Below are 14,460 nucleotides of genomic sequence, written 5' to 3'. Positions count from 1 at the left end.
CGGGGTGACCGGAGACGAATCTGCGAGGCTAATGACGGTGAACGTGCTGGACATCCTGTTGCTGGTCGCCGCCGTGTGGTTCGCGATCGTTGGCTATCGCCAGGGCTTCGTCGTCGGAATCCTGTCGGTGATCGGCTTCCTCGGCGGCGGCCTCGTCGCGGTCTACCTGCTTCCGCTGGCCTGGGGTCCGCTGACCGACGACGCCAAGGTGTCGACGACCGCCGCCATCGTCGCCGTCGTGATCGTCATCGTGTGCGCCTCCGTGGGTCAGGCGTTCACCACCCACCTGGGCAACAAGCTGCGCCGGCACATCACCTGGTCGCCCGCCCGCGCCCTGGACGCCACCGGCGGCGCCCTGGTCAACGTGGTGGCGATGCTGCTGGTCGCCTGGCTGATCGGCTCCGCCCTCGCCGGTACGTCCCTGCCGACGCTCGGCAAGGAGGTCCGTAACTCCAAGGTGCTGCTCGGCGTCTCCCGCGTGATGCCCGCCGAGGCCTCCACCTGGTTCGCGGACTTCTCCTCCGTACTGGCGCAGAACGGCTTCCCGCAGGTCTTCAGCCCCTTCGCCAACGAGCCCATCACCGAGGTCCGGCCACCCGACCCGGCACTCGCGGGCAGCCCGGTCGCCGCCCGAGCCCAGAAGTCCATCGTCAAGGTCGTCGGCACGGCCCCGAGTTGCGGCAAGGTCCTCGAAGGCACCGGGTTCGTCTTCGCGGAACGCCGCGTGATGACCAACGCCCATGTCGTCGGCGGCGTCGACGAACCGACCGTCCAGATCGGTGGCCAGGGCAGGCTGTACGACGCGAAGGTCGTGCTCTACGACTGGCAGCGCGACATCGCCGTCCTCGACGTGCCGGACCTGGAAGCGACGCCGCTCCGGTTCGCGGACACGGACGCCCGCAGCGGCGACGGCGCCATCGTGGCCGGCTTCCCGGAGAACGGCGCCTATGACGTCCGCTCGGCGCGCGTCCGCGGCCGTATCAACGCCAACGGCCCGGACATCTACCACCGCGATGAGGTGCGCCGCGATGTGTACTCGCTCTTCGCGACCGTCCGCCAGGGCAACTCCGGCGGGCCGCTCCTCACCCCGGACGGCCAGGTGTACGGCGTCATCTTCGCGAGGTCCCTGGACGACGTGAACACCGGTTACGCCCTGACGGCCGACGAGATCCGCGACGACATCACGCGCGGTCGCACCGCCAACCAGCAGGTCGACAGCCAGGGCTGCGCCCTGTGACGCCGCCCGCGGAACTAGACGCGGGTGTGGCGCAGCCGCGCCGAGACCCAGCGGGCCCGGCGACGAAGGATGCGGGAGATGCCGAGGCGCGGATCCAAGCCCTGGCCCTGCGGCCCCTGGCCCTGCGAACCCTGCGGGCCGCTCCTCGCGGAGATCGGCGCGGAGGCCGAGCGGCGGTTGCGTGCTGCGTCAGCGTAGTCGTGCGTCCAGCCCATACCCGGACGTCTGCCCGTGCCCCAAGGTCGGTAACCGCCCCCGGGACCGCCAATTGGCTTATGCGCCAGGCATTTGGCCGTTCATAGGACAACCGTTCCGCCCGGTTCCCGGAGTTACCACCAAGGGTCCGCCAGAGGGCGCCGCCGAGGAACCGCCCGGGAGCCGCGGGGGAGCCCTAGCGGTCCGGCTCCGGGTCCTTCAGCCAGTTGATGAGCTCGGTGGAGAACGCGGTCGGGTCCTCCTCGTGCGGGAAGTGCCCGAGACCGTCGAACAGCCGCCAGCGGTACGGCGCTTCCACGTACTCGCCCGACCCCGCCGCACTGCGCGTGCGCATCACCGGGTCGAGGGAGCCGTGCAGATGCAGGGTCGGCACCCGTACCGGCCGCTTCATGCGCCGGTTGAACTGGATGCCGTCCGGCCGGGCCATCGACCGCACCATCCATCGGTACGGCTCGACCGAGCAGTGCGCCGTCGAGGGGATGGTCATCGCCCGCCGGTAGACGTCGATCGCCTCATCGTCCGGGAGGACGGGTCCCGGCCCGGACCAGTCCCGGATCAGACGACCCACCAACGCCGCGTCATCGGCGACGAGCTGACGCTCCGGCAGCCAGGGGCGCTGAAACCCCCATACGTACGAACCGGCGCGGGTCTGCGCGAAGTCCGAGAGCATCGCCGAGCGCCAGCGGCGCGGATGCGGCATCGAGGAGACCGCGAGCCGCCGCACCAGCTTCGGCCGCATGACCGCCGCCGTCCACGCCAGGTAGCCGCCCAGGTCGTGTCCGACGAGCGCCGCGTCCGGCTCGCCCAGCGACCGCACCACACCCGTGATGTCGAGGGCGAGGTTGGCGGGGTCGTAACCGCGCGGCGTACGGTCACTGCCGCCCACGCCCCGCAGGTCCATCGCCACCGCCCGGAAACCGGCGTCGGCAAGGGCGGTCAGCTGATGGCGCCACGTCCACCAGAACTGCGGGAAGCCGTGCAGCAGCAACACCAGCGGCCCGTCGCCCATCTCCGCGATATGGAAGCGCGCCCCATTGGCGGCCACGTCCCTATGGGTCCAGGGGCCATCGATCCGTACCGGACTGCCAGTGCTGCTCTCAGGGACCGTCATGCGGATGAGCGTGCCACAACCTCGGCCTCGCCCTTGACCGGAAGGGCCGGACGGCCATCGGCGGCGGGGGCGGTACGCGGGTGGGGCTTGGCGTTGCCGAGCACGGCGGCCGTCCGCTTCGCCGAGGCGATGGACTTCTCCGGCGGCTTGACCTTCTTGAACTTGGTCACCGCCAGCAGCGCCAGCAGCGCCGCCAGCACCAGGTACGCGCCGCCGACGATCAGGAAGGACCAGGCGAGCCCGAGTCCCAGGTTGTGGATGCCGTACGCCGCGGCGAAGCTCAGCACCGGAAGCGAGAAGAGCGCGAACACCCCCGCGATACCGATGGCCGCACCACCGATCGCACCGCGCTTGACGTCCTGTCGCAGCTCGGCCTTGGCCAGGGCGATCTCGTCGTGCACCAGCGCGGACAGCTCGGTGGTCGCCGAGGCGACCAGCTGACCGAGACTGCGGTCCGTACCAGGTGTGCTCAGTGCACCCTTGCCGGCGGGGTCGCTCATGGTCTCGCTCCCTCTTCTCTCCTACGGTCCGACCTCAGATCATGCCGGACGGTCGCCGTCAGTGCGCGATGCCCCCGCCACTTCCGCCGCGGAATCGGCTGACGGGGCGGCTCCGGGCGCTCCCGACGGTCCGGATGCTCCCGATGCGACGCCCGGCGCGGCGCCCGAGGCCGCGCCCGAGGCGGCGGCCTGCTCCGCCTCCTCTGCCTGCCGACGGTGCTCGGCCGCCCTCTTCTCGTACAGCGCGGCCATCCTGTGGTGGTACGCCGGGTCGCCCTCCTCGTACACGTCCGGAATGCCGTCCATGTCCTCGTCCCGCTCCTCCTCGGCGAACAGGGCGTGGTACTTGCGTACGCGCAGCTTCAGCAGCACGGAGGCGAGTACGGCGGCGATGAGGGAGCCCATGAGGACCGCCGCCTTGACCTCGTCCGTCAGCGCCGGGTCGCCGGTGAAGGCGAGCTCGCCGATGAGCAGCGAGACGGTGAAACCGATGCCGGCGAGCGTGGCGACGGCGAAGAGGTCCGCCCAGGCCAGGTCCTGGTTGAGCGTCGCCCTCGTGAAGCGGGCCGTGAGCCACGTCCCGCCGAAGATGCCGAGGGCCTTGCCGACCACCAGGCCGAGGACCACACCGAGCGTGACGGGCTGGGAGAACACGTCGGCGAGGGCGCCGCCGGAGACCGACACGCCGGCCGAGAACAGCGCGAACAGCGGCACCGCCAGCCCGGCGGACACGGGCCGGACCAGGTGCTCGATGTGCTCGCCCGGCGACCGCTTCTCACCGTCGCGGCGCAGGCAGCGCAGCATCAGGCCCATGGTGACGCCGGCGATGGTCGCGTGGACGCCGCTGTTGTACATCAGGCCCCAGATGATCAGGGCCAGGGGCACGTACACATACCAGCCGCGCACGCCCTTGCGCAGCAGCAGCCAGAAGACGGCGAGGCCGGCGACCGCGCCACCGAGTGCGGCGAAGTTCAGGTCGTCGGTGAAGAAGACGGCGATGATCAGGATCGCGAAGAGGTCGTCGACGACGGCGAGGGTGAGCAGGAAGGCGCGCAGCGCGGACGGCAGCGACGTGCCGATCACGGCGAGCACGGCGAGGGCGAAGGCGATGTCGGTGGCGGTCGGCACGGCCCAGCCGGCCAGCGAGCCGCCACCGGCGACGTTGACCAGGATGTAGACGAGGGCGGGGGCGATCATGCCGCAGAGCGCGGCGACCACGGGGAGTGCGGCGGCCTTCGGATCGCGCAGCTCACCCGCGACCAGCTCGCGCTTGAGCTCGACACCGGCGACGAAGAAGAAGATCGCGAGCAGTCCGTCGGCGGCCCAGTGCTGCAGGGACAGGTTCAGCCCGAGCGCGGACGGGCCGACGTGGAAGTCCCGCACGGCCGCGTAGCTGCCGCTGATCGGGGTGTTCGCCCAGACGAGGGCGGCTATCGCGGCGAGCAGGAGGAGTACGCCACCGACGGTCTCGGTGCGCAGCGCGTCCGCGAGGTACGTCCGCTCCGTGAAGGGGAGGCGCCCGAGGAACGTGCGGGCGGGGCGTGAAGGGGGGGTGGGCGCGGACACGAGGGGGACCTCCGGTGGTTCAGCGGGCATGGCGGCATACCTGCCGACCAGACTTCCCGGCGCACCCTCACGTACTGCTGATCACTTCGTCATTTTGTTGACGTGATCCTCACCCTACCCGGCAGGCACGGGGAGGGCACCCGGCGATTGCGCGCCGGGTGCCCTCCGTGATCGTGCGGTGGGGTGGTGGGGTCAGTCCTCGCTGGAGGCGGACGGCAGCCTGGACTGGATCAGGTCCATGACGGACGAGTCGGTGAGGGTGGTGACGTCACCGAGCTGACGGTTCTCCGCCACGTCGCGGAGCAGACGACGCATGATCTTGCCGGAGCGGGTCTTGGGCAGCTCCGCGACCGGGAGGATCCGCTTCGGCTTGGCGATCGGGCCGAGGGTGGCGCCCACGTGGTTGCGCAGGTCGCTCACCAGGGCGTCGTCCTCGCTGGCCGTACCGCGCAGGATCACGAACGCCACGATGGCCTGGCCGGTCGTCTCGTCCGCCGCGCCGACGACCGCCGCCTCGGCGACCTTCGGGTGCGAGACGAGCGCGGACTCGACCTCGGTGGTGGAGATGTTGTGGCCGGAGACGAGCATGACGTCGTCCACGCGGCCCAGCAGCCAGATGTCGCCGTCGTCGTCCTTCTTGGCGCCGTCACCGGCGAAGTACCTGCCGTCGAAGCGCGACCAGTAGGTGTCGATGAACCGCTGGTCGTCGCCCCAGATGGTGCGCAGCATCGACGGCCACGGCTCGGTCAGGACGAGATAGCCGCCTCCGCCGTTGGGAACCTCGTTCGCCTCGTCGTCGACGACGGTCGCCGAGATGCCGGGGAGCGGGGTCTGGGCGGAGCCCGGCTTGGTCTCGGTGACGCCGGGCAGCGGCGAGATCATCATCGCGCCGGTCTCGGTCTGCCACCAGGTGTCCACGATCGGGGTCCTGCCGGCGCCGATGTGCTCCCGGTACCAGATCCACGCCTCGGGGTTGATCGGCTCGCCGACCGAACCCAGGACGCGCAGGCTGCTCAGGTCGAACTTCGCGGGGATGTCGTCGCCCCACTTCATGAACGTACGGATCGCGGTGGGCGCGGTGTAGAGGATCGTGACGCCGTACTTCTGCACGATCTCCCAGAACCGGCCCTGGTGCGGCGTGTCCGGTGTGCCCTCGTACATGATCTGCGTCGCGCCGTTGGCCAGCGGCCCGTACACGATGTACGAGTGGCCCGTCACCCAGCCGATGTCGGCGGTGCACCAGTAGACGTCGGTCTCCGGCTTGAGGTCGAAGACGGCGTGGTGCGTGTACGCCACCTGGGTGAGGTAGCCGCCGGAGGTGTGCAGGATGCCCTTCGGCTTACCGGTCGTGCCGGACGTGTAGAGGATGAAGAGCGGGTGCTCCGCGTCGAACGCCTCGGGGGTGTGCTCGGTGGACTGGCGGGCGACGACGTCGTCCCACCACAGGTCCCGGCCCTCGGTGAAGGCGGTGTCCTGACCGGTGCGGCGCACGACGACGACGTGCTCGACCTGGGGGCAGCGGGCCACGGCCTCGTCGATGGCGGGCTTGAGCGCGGTGGGCTTGCCGCGTCGGTAGCCGCCGTCGGCGGTGATGACCAGCTTGGCGTCGGCGTCCTGGATACGGGACGCCACGGCGTCGGCCGAGAAGCCGCCGAAGACGACGGAGTGGGCGGCGCCGATGCGGGCACAGGCCAGCATGGCGATGGCCGCCTCGGGAATCATCGGCATGTACACCGCGACCCGGTCGCCCTTGCGGACGCCCAGCTCGGTCAGGGCGTTGGCCGCCTTGGAGACCTCGTCCTTGAGTTCGGCGTAGGTGAGGGCGCGGCTGTCGCCCGGCTCGCCCTCGAAGTGGATGGCGACCCGGTCGCCGTGCCCGGCCTCGACATGGCGGTCCACGCAGTTGTACGCGACGTTGAGCGTGCCGTCGGCGAACCACTTGGCGAAGGGCGGGTTGGACCAGTCGAGTGTCTCGGTCGGTTCGGTGGCCCAGCTGAGCCGGCGCGCCTGCTCGGCCCAGAAACCGAGCCTGTCCGCCGTGGCCTGCTCGTACGCGGCCGCCGTCACGTTGGCGTTCGCGGCCAGCTCCGCGGGCGGTGCGAACCGCCGCTCCTCCTTCAGAAGGTTGGCCAGGCTCTCGTTGCTCACGACATCTCCCATTCCCAGGGCGTCCGGTGTGTCCCCGCGCATAGCTCATCAGCCGGATACCCACGATGACAAGGGCTTCCCGGCCATTGGTTTAGACCTGTTGTGCGGAGACGGTGCGGTCAAGTGGCTCCTCCTCCCCGGGCGGTGAGGAGAAGGAGCCACGCCCTCATCCACGGCTCCACCCGGGCGAAGGTTCACCCCACGCCACCACGGACCGGGCCGACCGCACCGGAGGCCGACCCCGCCACGGACGGGGCCGGCCGCACCGGTGGTCCGGCGCCGCCCTCGGCCGCGCAGCCGGCTGCCTCCCCCGACGCGGGGACGGCGGGCGCAGGGCGGCGCTCAGGCGGGGGCTCCCTCCCGGGACGTGGGGGTGACCCGGTCGAAGACCTCGTCGACCCCATCCGAACCGGTGAGCAGATACGCCTGCGCCTCACCGACGTGGAAGTACATCCCTTGCAGCTTCAGCGTCCCGTCGGCGAGCCGCCGCGCCACCGAGGGGTGGCCCCTGAGGTTCTCCAGCTGCTGGACGACGTTGGTCAGGCTCAACTGCTCGACCGCGTCGGTCGGCAGCCGCCCCGAGATGCGTGCCCAGGCGCGCTGCTTGCTCTTCATCCGCTCCAGGCTCGACTGCCCGTGCCGCAGCCAGCGCTGCAGCGGGGTGTGCGCGCCGCCCCCCGGACCGCTGTGGAGCAGGGCGTGCATGGCACCGCATCCCGAGTGCCCGCATACGGTGATGGACTGCACCTGGAGGACGTCCACGGCGTACTCGATCGCGGCCGCCACCGAGTCGTCCCCGCTCTCCTCGCCGGGTAGCGGCACCAGGTTGCCCACGTTCCGCACGGTGAACAGGTCACCCGGACCGCTGGCCGTGATCATGCTGGTGACCAGGCGGGAGTCGGCGCAGGTCAGGAAGAGCTGCGACGGGTTCTGGCCCTCGCGCGCCAGCCGCGCGAGCTCGTGCCGCACCAGCGGAGCCGTATTGCGCTGGAAGGAGCTCAGCCCGTCGGCGAGCTGACGCCCCGTGCCGCACGTGGGCTCGGCGACCGGGTGCTCGCCGCAGTGATGGTTGCGCCATGGCGTCCAGGGCCGGCAGCAGGTGTGCCCACTCGGCCCCAGTTCGGTGGTGCGCACCCCGGAACGTCCGGTGATCTCGACCTGGCCGCCGCGGGCCATGTGGGACAGCTGCCAGTCCTGCAGGGTCTCGTACGCGGCGTGATCCATGAAGGACCCGTCGAGCTCGACGACGGCGTACGCCCCCTGAGGAACCTGGTGCAGCGCCCGGCTCAGTCTCGGCACGGCGAGGAACGTCAGCTGGCCGCGTACGGTGATGTGTTCGGCGTCCTCCCGCTTCTCAACGGTGATCCGGGTCTTGGCCAGCCGGTGCATCGCGAGTCCGGTGGCCATCGCGATGCCGAGGGCCACGCCCTCGAGGATGCCGATGAGCACGACGCCGGTGACCGTCACCGCGTACACCACCGCCTCGCGGTGACGGGTGACGCTGCGGATGTGGGTGATGCTGACCATCTGGATGCCGACGACCATCACCAGCGCGGCGAGCGCGGGCAGCGGGATCAGGTCCAGCACGGGTACGAGGAGGAGCGCGGCGAGGACCACCCACAGGCCGTGCAGCATCGTGGAGTGACGGCTGACCGCACCCGACGACACATTGGCGACGCTGCGCACCGCGACGCCTGCCACGGGCAGCCCGCCCAGCGCGCCGGAGACGATGTTCGCCGCCCCCTGTCCCGCGAGCTCACGGTCGAGGTTGGAGCGCGGCACATGAACTTTGGGTTCCTTGCGGGCTGCGACCAGCTTGTCGACGGCGACGGCGGAGAGCAGCGACTGGACGCTGGTGACGAGCGTGATCGTGAGCACACCGGCGGCGATCCCGAGGACGGGCCCCTCGGGCAGCCCGGGCAGGGCGTGACTGCTCCAGGACGGCAGGTCCACGCGGGGCACCTTCATGCCGGCCACCGCCGCGAGGAGCGTCGCCGCCGCGACCGCGGCGAGCGCGGCGGGCACCTTCCGTACGATCCGGCCGGTCCGTCCCGGAATCCGGGGCCACATCAGCAGGACGGCGATGGTGAGGGCGCTCACGGACAGGGCGGCCAGGTGCGGTTCGCTCAACTGGGCGGGCAGCCCGCGGACGTTGGCCACGGCGGAGCTCTGCGGCGTACCGCCGAGGACCACGTGGAGCTGGGCGAGGGCGATGGTCGTCCCGATGCCGGCCAGCATGCCGTGCACGATCGCCGGCGATACGGCGAGTGCCGAGCGGGCCACCCGGAGGGTGGCCAGACCGAGTTGGCCGAGCCCCGCGAGGACGGTGATGGCGCAGGTGGTGCGCCAGCCGAACCTCTGGATCAACTCGGCTGTCACAACGGTGAGTCCGGCCGCGGGCCCGCTCACCTGCAGTGGTGAGCCGCCGAGGCGCCCGGCGACGATGCCGCCGACGGCGGCTGCCACCAGTCCGGCCTGCAGCGGCGCGCCCGTCGCGAGGGCGATGCCGAGGGACAACGGCAGGGCGATGAGGAAGACGGCGATGGAGGCGGACAGGTCGGAGCCCGCGATGGGGAACCGGCCGGTGAAGCGGGGCAGGCGGTCGCCGGGTGGACTGTGCGGTCGCTGGACTCGGGACGCGCCGGACGTGCGGGATGTCCGGTCGGTGCGGGACAGGCGTGGGGGAATGCAGGCGGTCATGGTTCCCATGTCCTCCGGGCGGCGCGGTCGCGTTACGTGCGAGTGGAACGAACGTGTGGGGGTGCGCGGCCGTGTGTCACGGCGGCCGTGGGCTTACGGCGTGCAGTAGAGAGATTGCCAACTCTCGGTAAATGGATCGTAATGCAGAGTAAAGATTCAGGCATTACTTTCAGGGCAAATGGTGCAGTGTTTCACCTGATTCGGTGACTAATCGTTCTAGTACGGCTTGTCATACCTTCATATGCCTGCCCGCGATGCGAGCTTGACGGCGCTCGCAGCACCCCCGGAAGAAGAGAAGGGCGGGCGGATGATGGCCGTCACGAGAAGGTTCACTGTCGGCACGGTCGCGGCTGCGGTCGCGACAACGGCCGCGATGGTCGCCGGGCTGGCCGGATGCGCCGGCTCCGGCGAGGACGCCCGCACCATCGGCTCCATGGGCCCCAGGAAAGCCGCGGGCCCCAAGAACACGGTCCGGCTCATCGGGGACGGGTCCACCGCCTTCACCGGCGTCCAGCCGGGGCTGCTCAAGCCGCAGCGGCTGAAGCCGGGCGAGCGGCCGCCGCAGTTCGTCGTCTTCTCCTGGGACGGTGCCGGCGAGGACAGCCAGAAGCTCTTCTCCCACTTCCGCAAGGTGGGCAAGAAGTACGGCGCGACGATGACGTACTTCCTCAGCGGCGTCTATCTCCTCCCCGAGGAGAAGGCGAGCCTCTACGACCCGCCCGGTCACGCGCCCGGCCGCTCCGACATCGGCTTCAACGACCGTGAGGGCATCCGTGACACCGTGCGCGAACTGCGCGGGGCCTGGCAGGAGGGCAACGAGGTCGGCACCCACTTCAACGGCCACTTCTGCGGCCCCGAGTCCGGTGTCGGCACCTGGTCGGTCGAGGACTGGAAGAGCGAGATCTCCCAGGCCAAGTCCTTCGTCAAGCGCTGGAAGACCAACTCCGGCCTGACGACCGAGAAGCCCCTGCCCTTCGACTACGACAAGGAGCTCATCGGCGCCCGCACGCCCTGCCTGGAGGGGCGGGACAACTTCGTGCGCGCCGCCAGCGAGCTCGGCTGGCGCTACGACACCAGCGGCGTCAACGACCAGGTCTGGCCCGGGAAGGAACGGGGCCTGTGGGACCTGTCGCTGCAGATGATCCCTGTCCCGGGACGGCAGTTCGAGACCTTGTCGATGGACTACAACTTCATGGTCAACCAGTCCGGGACCGCGAAGGGCGACCCCGCCATGCACCAGTACTGGGGCAATCAGTTCCGCGACGGCATGGTGCAGGCCTTCGACCGCGCCTACAACGGCAACCGCGCCCCGCTGATCATCGGCAACCACTTCGAGTCCTGGAACGGCGGCACGTACATGCGCGCCATCGAGGAGACCATCGCGAACGTCTGCGTCCGGCAGGAGGTGCGGTGCGTGTCCTTCCGCCAACTCGCCGACTGGCTGGACGCCCAGGACCCCGCCGTACTGGCGAAGCTGCGGACCCTGAAGGTCGGTCAGGCGCCGGAGGGCGGCTGGGCGGCCTTCCTCGCCGCTCGGCCGGCCACTCCCGAGGCCTCACCCGTCACGCGGGCTGAACAGCGCTGATCCCCTCACTCAGTACGAAGGCGGGGTCGACCTGCGCCGCCAGGTCGGCGCCCGTCTTCGCGTTCCCCCAGCTCTCCGCGTTCTTCAGATGGAAGTGCACCATCTGGCGCGTGTACCGCTCCCAGTCGCGGTGCGGGTACGTCTCGTCCGCGGCGCGCCGCAGCGTGGCGAGCGCCGCCCGGCTCTCCGCCTCCAGCAGCTCGAACCGCGCGGGGCGGCCCTTCTCCATCGAGCGCACCCAGTCCGAGTGACCGACCGTCACGAGCAGGTCGTCCCCGACCTCGTCCCGCAGGAAGTCCACGTCGTCCTGGCCCTGCACCTTGTTGCCGACGACCCGGAGCGCGACACCGAAGTCGCGCGCGTACTCCTTGTACTGGCGGTAGACGGAGACGCCCTTGCGGGTCGGCTCGGCCACCAGGAACGTCATGTCGAAGCGCGTGAACATCCCGGAGGCGAACGAGTCCGAACCGGCCGTCATGTCGACGACGACGTACTCCTCGGGCCCGTCGACCAGGTGGTTGAGGCACAGTTCCACTGCCCCGACCTTCGAGTGGTAGCAGGCGACCCCCAGGTCGGACTCGGTGAACGGGCCGGTCGCCATCAGCCTGATCTCACCGTCGTCCAGCCGGACCGTGCGGGCGCACGCGTCGTAAACGGGGTTGTCCTCCCGCACCCGGAGCAGGCGCGATCCCTCCCCGGGCGGAGTCGTTTTGATCATCGTCTCGGCGGACGCGATGCGGGGGTTCGCGCCCCGCAGGTACTCCTTGATCAGCGGCAGGTGCGCGCCCATCGCGGGCAGCGCCGCCGTCTGCGCCTCATCCAGGCCGAGTGCGGCGCCCAGATGCTGGTTGATGTCGGCGTCCACCGCGATGACGGGGGCTTCGGCGGCGGCGAGGTGGCGGATGAAGAGCGAGGACAGCGTGGTCTTGCCGCTGCCGCCCTTCCCAACGAAAGCGATCTTCATGTTCATCAAGGGTAGCGGTGTGTGGTGATGTCATCGCGCCACGTCGCCGAAATGTATGAGGAACGCCACTCCGGAGTGGGCGGGAAGCAGGGTGCGCGTAGCCTCGCTACTTATGAGTACGAGTGCCGCTGACCCCCTGGCCGCCCTGGGTGCGCTGCCGGGCGTGCCCGAAGCCGTCGAGTCCGTACGCAAGGCCGTCGACCGGGTCTACGGTCACCGGGTGATGCGTCGCAGGAGCAACGAGATCACCTCCGAGGCGGCGCTGCGCGGCGCCCGTGGCTCGGCTGCGTTGGCCGGTGCCGACTGGGCCCTGGAAGAGGTGCGCCGCCGTACCGACTTCGGCGCGGACGAGGAGGCGCGGACCGTCGGTGCCGCACTGCGTCTGAGCGCCGAGGCGGGCCAGCTGCTGTCCATCTGGCGGCAGTCGCCGCTGCGGGTGCTGGCCCGGCTGCACCTGGTGGCCGCGGGTGACGCGGGCACGTCGCCGGGTGGGTTGGACTCGGTGGGCCGACCGCGGCGTGACGGCGAAGCCGTGGACGAGCCACTGATCCAGGCGGCACTGCCGGACGCGTCGGAGGTGGCGGGCCGGCTGGACGGCCTGTCGGAACTGATCATCGCGGGGACCTCGGCACCGGCCCTGGTGACGGCCGCGGTGGTGCACGGCGAACTGCTCGCGCTGCGCCCCTTCACCTCGTACAGCGGTCTGGTGGCGCGTGCCGCCGAGCGGATCGTGCTGATCGGCAGCGGGCTGGACCCCAAGGCGATCTGCCCGGCCGAAGTGGGGCACGCCGAGCAGGGTCGGGCGGCGTATGTCGCCGCGTTCGAGGGCTATCTGACCGGGACGCCGGAGGGCATGGCCGCCTGGATCGCGCACTGCGGCCGTGCGATCGAGCTCGGTGTACGGGAGTCGACGGCGGTGTGCGAGGCGCTGCAGCGCGGAGCCGCCTAGCCGGCTCCCGGCCGGGCCATGGCGGGTCGGGCAGCGGGCCGCCCGGTCGCGTCGCCGACGTGGCTCGGTACGGACAGGGTTGCGGCGGTACCGGTAACCCGGTACCGCCGCTGGCACATCGGCTGAGTGACCATGCGTCCTCGATATATGCCCATCAGGCGGGGTTGCTTTGCCCGACGCCTGGTGCGGCTGGCCCGTAATCGACGGGTCGACGTCGCGTGGGTGCTCAGCTCCTGTGCTGTTCGGTCCGTGGGGCCTTCCAGCTCAACAGGGGATCCTCTCGGATCTCCTCGGTCTCGCGGGCCGTTAAGTCCTTTGTACTACCGTCCGGGGGGATGTGAAAGCCCTCACACCACTTATTTGCCTTTCGGGTCAAATGGGAAGGGACGGGGACTCCGGCGGCGCGTCTCCGCATTTCCCTCGGGGCCCCCATTCCGGGGCCGGCGGACATCCTAGGCGGAGGGGCGGCGCCTGTTGGCGTACCAGACGAGCCCGGCCGTGGCCGCCGCCGCGCCCACCGCGGCTGCCGCGACGAGGGCCGGGCGGGGCGGCATCCTGAGGGCCGGCAGCCGCTGCTTGAGCCGGACCGGACGGGTGAAGACGAGAACCGGCCAGCCGCGGGCCACCGCCTCACGGCGCAGCGCGCGGTCCGGGTTGACCGCGTAGGGGTGCCCGACGGCCTCCAGCATGGGTACGTCGGTGGCCGAGTCGCTGTACGCGTACGACCGCGCCAGGTCGTAGCCCTCCGACGCGGCGAGCTCCCGGACCGCCTCCGCCTTGGTGGGGCCGTAGGCGTAGTACTCCACCTCTCCGGTGAAGCAGCCGTCGTCGCCGACGACCATCCGGGTCGCCACGACCCGGTCGGCTCCCAGCAGCTCACCGATCGGCTCGACGACCTCGGCGCCGGACGTCGAGACGATCACCACGTCCCGGCCGGCGGCGTGGTGCTCCTCGATGAGGGAGGCGGCCTCGTCGTAGATGATCGGGTCGATCAGGTCGTGCAGGGTCTCGGCCACCAGCTCCTTGACCTGCTGGACGTTCCAGCCCTTGCAGAGCGCGGAGAGGTAGGCGCGCATCCGCTCCATCTGGTCGTGATCGGCGCCGCCGGCCAGGAACACGAACTGGATGTAGGCGGTCCGCAGGACGGCGCGGCGGTTGATCAGACCGCCTTGGTAGAAGGACTTGCTGAAGGTCAGAGTCGATGACTTCGCAATGACCGTCTTGTCCAGGTCAAAGAAGGCTGCTGTGCGCGGCAAGGAGTGGTTTTCCACGAGCTTGAGCATAGGTGCCCGCCATTCGGCGTACGCTGGGGCGCGTGGGTTTGCTTGAGAAGGCTCTCGGGTACACCATGGAAGTCACGGATCGTTCGCGACCGTGTTAACCCGGTCCGGCTCCTCCCCCCCCGAGTCGGCCGGAGAGACGACCCCCGCTCTCCCCCCCGGCGGGGGTCGTCGCATGTCCGGACGCGTTTTTGCCCGCCGGTC

General features: G+C 70.4%; 11 protein-coding genes. 3 read left to right on the top strand and 8 right to left on the bottom strand.

Going from position 1 to position 14,460, the window contains the following annotated elements:
* Window positions 1-37 precede the first annotated feature (37 nt).
* Window positions 38-1,237 (top strand): MarP family serine protease, encoded by a 1,200-nt coding sequence (locus ABZZ38_RS02045; protein ID WP_356734730.1) that lies wholly within the window; start codon window positions 38-40, stop codon window positions 1,235-1,237.
* Between the two features lie 14 nt (window positions 1,238-1,251).
* On the opposite strand, the gene ABZZ38_RS02040 is transcribed toward ABZZ38_RS02045, so the two are convergent.
* The 6 genes from ABZZ38_RS02040 to ABZZ38_RS02015 all read right to left on the bottom strand — a co-directional run bounded on the left by ABZZ38_RS02040 (window position 1,252) and on the right by ABZZ38_RS02015 (window position 9,478).
* Window positions 1,252-1,452: a hypothetical protein gene (locus ABZZ38_RS02040; protein ID WP_356734728.1), complete on the bottom strand. Its 201-nt coding sequence runs from the start codon at window positions 1,450-1,452 to the stop codon at window positions 1,252-1,254.
* A gap of 176 nt (window positions 1,453-1,628) precedes the next feature.
* The gene (locus ABZZ38_RS02035) at window positions 1,629-2,564 is read right to left on the bottom strand and encodes an alpha/beta hydrolase (protein WP_356734726.1); all 936 of its coding nucleotides are present in this window, start codon (window positions 2,562-2,564) and stop codon (window positions 1,629-1,631) included.
* Window positions 2,561-3,064 carry a phage holin family protein gene (locus tag ABZZ38_RS02030; RefSeq protein ID WP_356734724.1) on the bottom strand — a complete coding sequence of 168 codons (504 nt, stop codon included), beginning with the start codon at window positions 3,062-3,064 and terminating at the stop codon, window positions 2,561-2,563. Before ABZZ38_RS02030 ends, ABZZ38_RS02035 begins: the two co-directional genes overlap by 4 nt.
* Window positions 3,065-3,103: 39 nt before the next feature.
* Entirely contained in the window at window positions 3,104-4,660 is a 1,557-nt protein-coding gene (gene nhaA / locus ABZZ38_RS02025) for a Na+/H+ antiporter NhaA (protein WP_356734722.1), read from the bottom strand.
* 162 nt (window positions 4,661-4,822) lie between these two features.
* Complete coding sequence (acs, locus tag ABZZ38_RS02020) at window positions 4,823-6,820, bottom strand: acetate--CoA ligase (protein ID WP_356734720.1); 1,998 nt, start codon at window positions 6,818-6,820, stop codon at window positions 4,823-4,825.
* A gap of 300 nt (window positions 6,821-7,120) precedes the next feature.
* Window positions 7,121-9,478: a SulP family inorganic anion transporter gene (locus ABZZ38_RS02015; RefSeq protein ID WP_356734718.1), complete on the bottom strand. Its 2,358-nt coding sequence runs from the start codon at window positions 9,476-9,478 to the stop codon at window positions 7,121-7,123.
* A 307-nt stretch (window positions 9,479-9,785) separates the two neighbouring features.
* On the opposite strand from ABZZ38_RS02015, the gene ABZZ38_RS02010 reads away from it, so the two are divergent.
* Window positions 9,786-11,063 carry a hypothetical protein gene (locus ABZZ38_RS02010; protein ID WP_356735254.1) on the top strand — a complete coding sequence of 426 codons (1,278 nt, stop codon included), beginning with the start codon at window positions 9,786-9,788 and terminating at the stop codon, window positions 11,061-11,063.
* On the opposite strand, the gene ABZZ38_RS02005 is transcribed toward ABZZ38_RS02010, so the two are convergent.
* Window positions 11,041-12,027: an ATP-binding protein gene (locus tag ABZZ38_RS02005; protein WP_356734716.1), complete on the bottom strand. Its 987-nt coding sequence runs from the start codon at window positions 12,025-12,027 to the stop codon at window positions 11,041-11,043. The two genes, ABZZ38_RS02010 and ABZZ38_RS02005, sit on opposite strands and share 23 nt — an antisense overlap.
* A 112-nt stretch (window positions 12,028-12,139) precedes the next feature.
* On the opposite strand from ABZZ38_RS02005, the gene ABZZ38_RS02000 reads away from it, so the two are divergent.
* Complete coding sequence (locus tag ABZZ38_RS02000) at window positions 12,140-12,976, top strand: oxidoreductase (protein WP_356734714.1); 837 nt, start codon at window positions 12,140-12,142, stop codon at window positions 12,974-12,976.
* Window positions 12,977-13,428: 452 nt separating this feature from the next.
* On the opposite strand, the gene ABZZ38_RS01995 is transcribed toward ABZZ38_RS02000, so the two are convergent.
* Window positions 13,429-14,259 (bottom strand): HAD-IB family hydrolase, encoded by an 831-nt coding sequence (locus tag ABZZ38_RS01995; protein ID WP_356734712.1) that lies wholly within the window; start codon window positions 14,257-14,259, stop codon window positions 13,429-13,431.
* Window positions 14,260-14,460: the final 201 nt, after the last annotated feature.

The organism is Streptomyces sp. NPDC006368 (genome assembly GCF_040612535.1).
In the GTDB taxonomy this organism is placed as follows: Bacteria; Actinomycetota; Actinomycetes; order Streptomycetales; family Streptomycetaceae; genus Streptomyces.
This window is presented reverse-complemented; position numbering and strand designations above follow the sequence as displayed.

Bases quoted from the DNA above. Each gene is read 5' to 3' on its own strand.
- ABZZ38_RS02040 (WP_356734728.1), bottom strand. From the start codon at position 1,452: ATGGGCTGGACGCACGACTACGCTGACGCAGCACGCAACCGCCGCTCG.
- ABZZ38_RS02035 (WP_356734726.1), bottom strand. From the start codon at position 2,564: ATGACGGTCCCTGAGAGCAGCACTGGCAGTCCGGTACGGATCGATGGC.
- ABZZ38_RS02030 (WP_356734724.1), bottom strand. From the start codon at position 3,064: ATGAGCGACCCCGCCGGCAAGGGTGCACTGAGCACACCTGGTACGGAC.
- nhaA (WP_356734722.1), bottom strand. From the start codon at position 4,660: ATGCCCGCTGAACCACCGGAGGTCCCCCTCGTGTCCGCGCCCACCCCC.
- acs (WP_356734720.1), bottom strand. From the start codon at position 6,820: ATGCGCGGGGACACACCGGACGCCCTGGGAATGGGAGATGTCGTGAGC.
- ABZZ38_RS02015 (WP_356734718.1), bottom strand. From the start codon at position 9,478: ATGACCGCCTGCATTCCCCCACGCCTGTCCCGCACCGACCGGACATCC.
- ABZZ38_RS02010 (WP_356735254.1), top strand. From the start codon at position 9,786: ATGATGGCCGTCACGAGAAGGTTCACTGTCGGCACGGTCGCGGCTGCG.
- ABZZ38_RS02005 (WP_356734716.1), bottom strand. From the start codon at position 12,027: ATGAAGATCGCTTTCGTTGGGAAGGGCGGCAGCGGCAAGACCACGCTG.
- ABZZ38_RS02000 (WP_356734714.1), top strand. From the start codon at position 12,140: ATGAGTACGAGTGCCGCTGACCCCCTGGCCGCCCTGGGTGCGCTGCCG.
- ABZZ38_RS01995 (WP_356734712.1), bottom strand. From the start codon at position 14,259: ATGCTCAAGCTCGTGGAAAACCACTCCTTGCCGCGCACAGCAGCCTTC.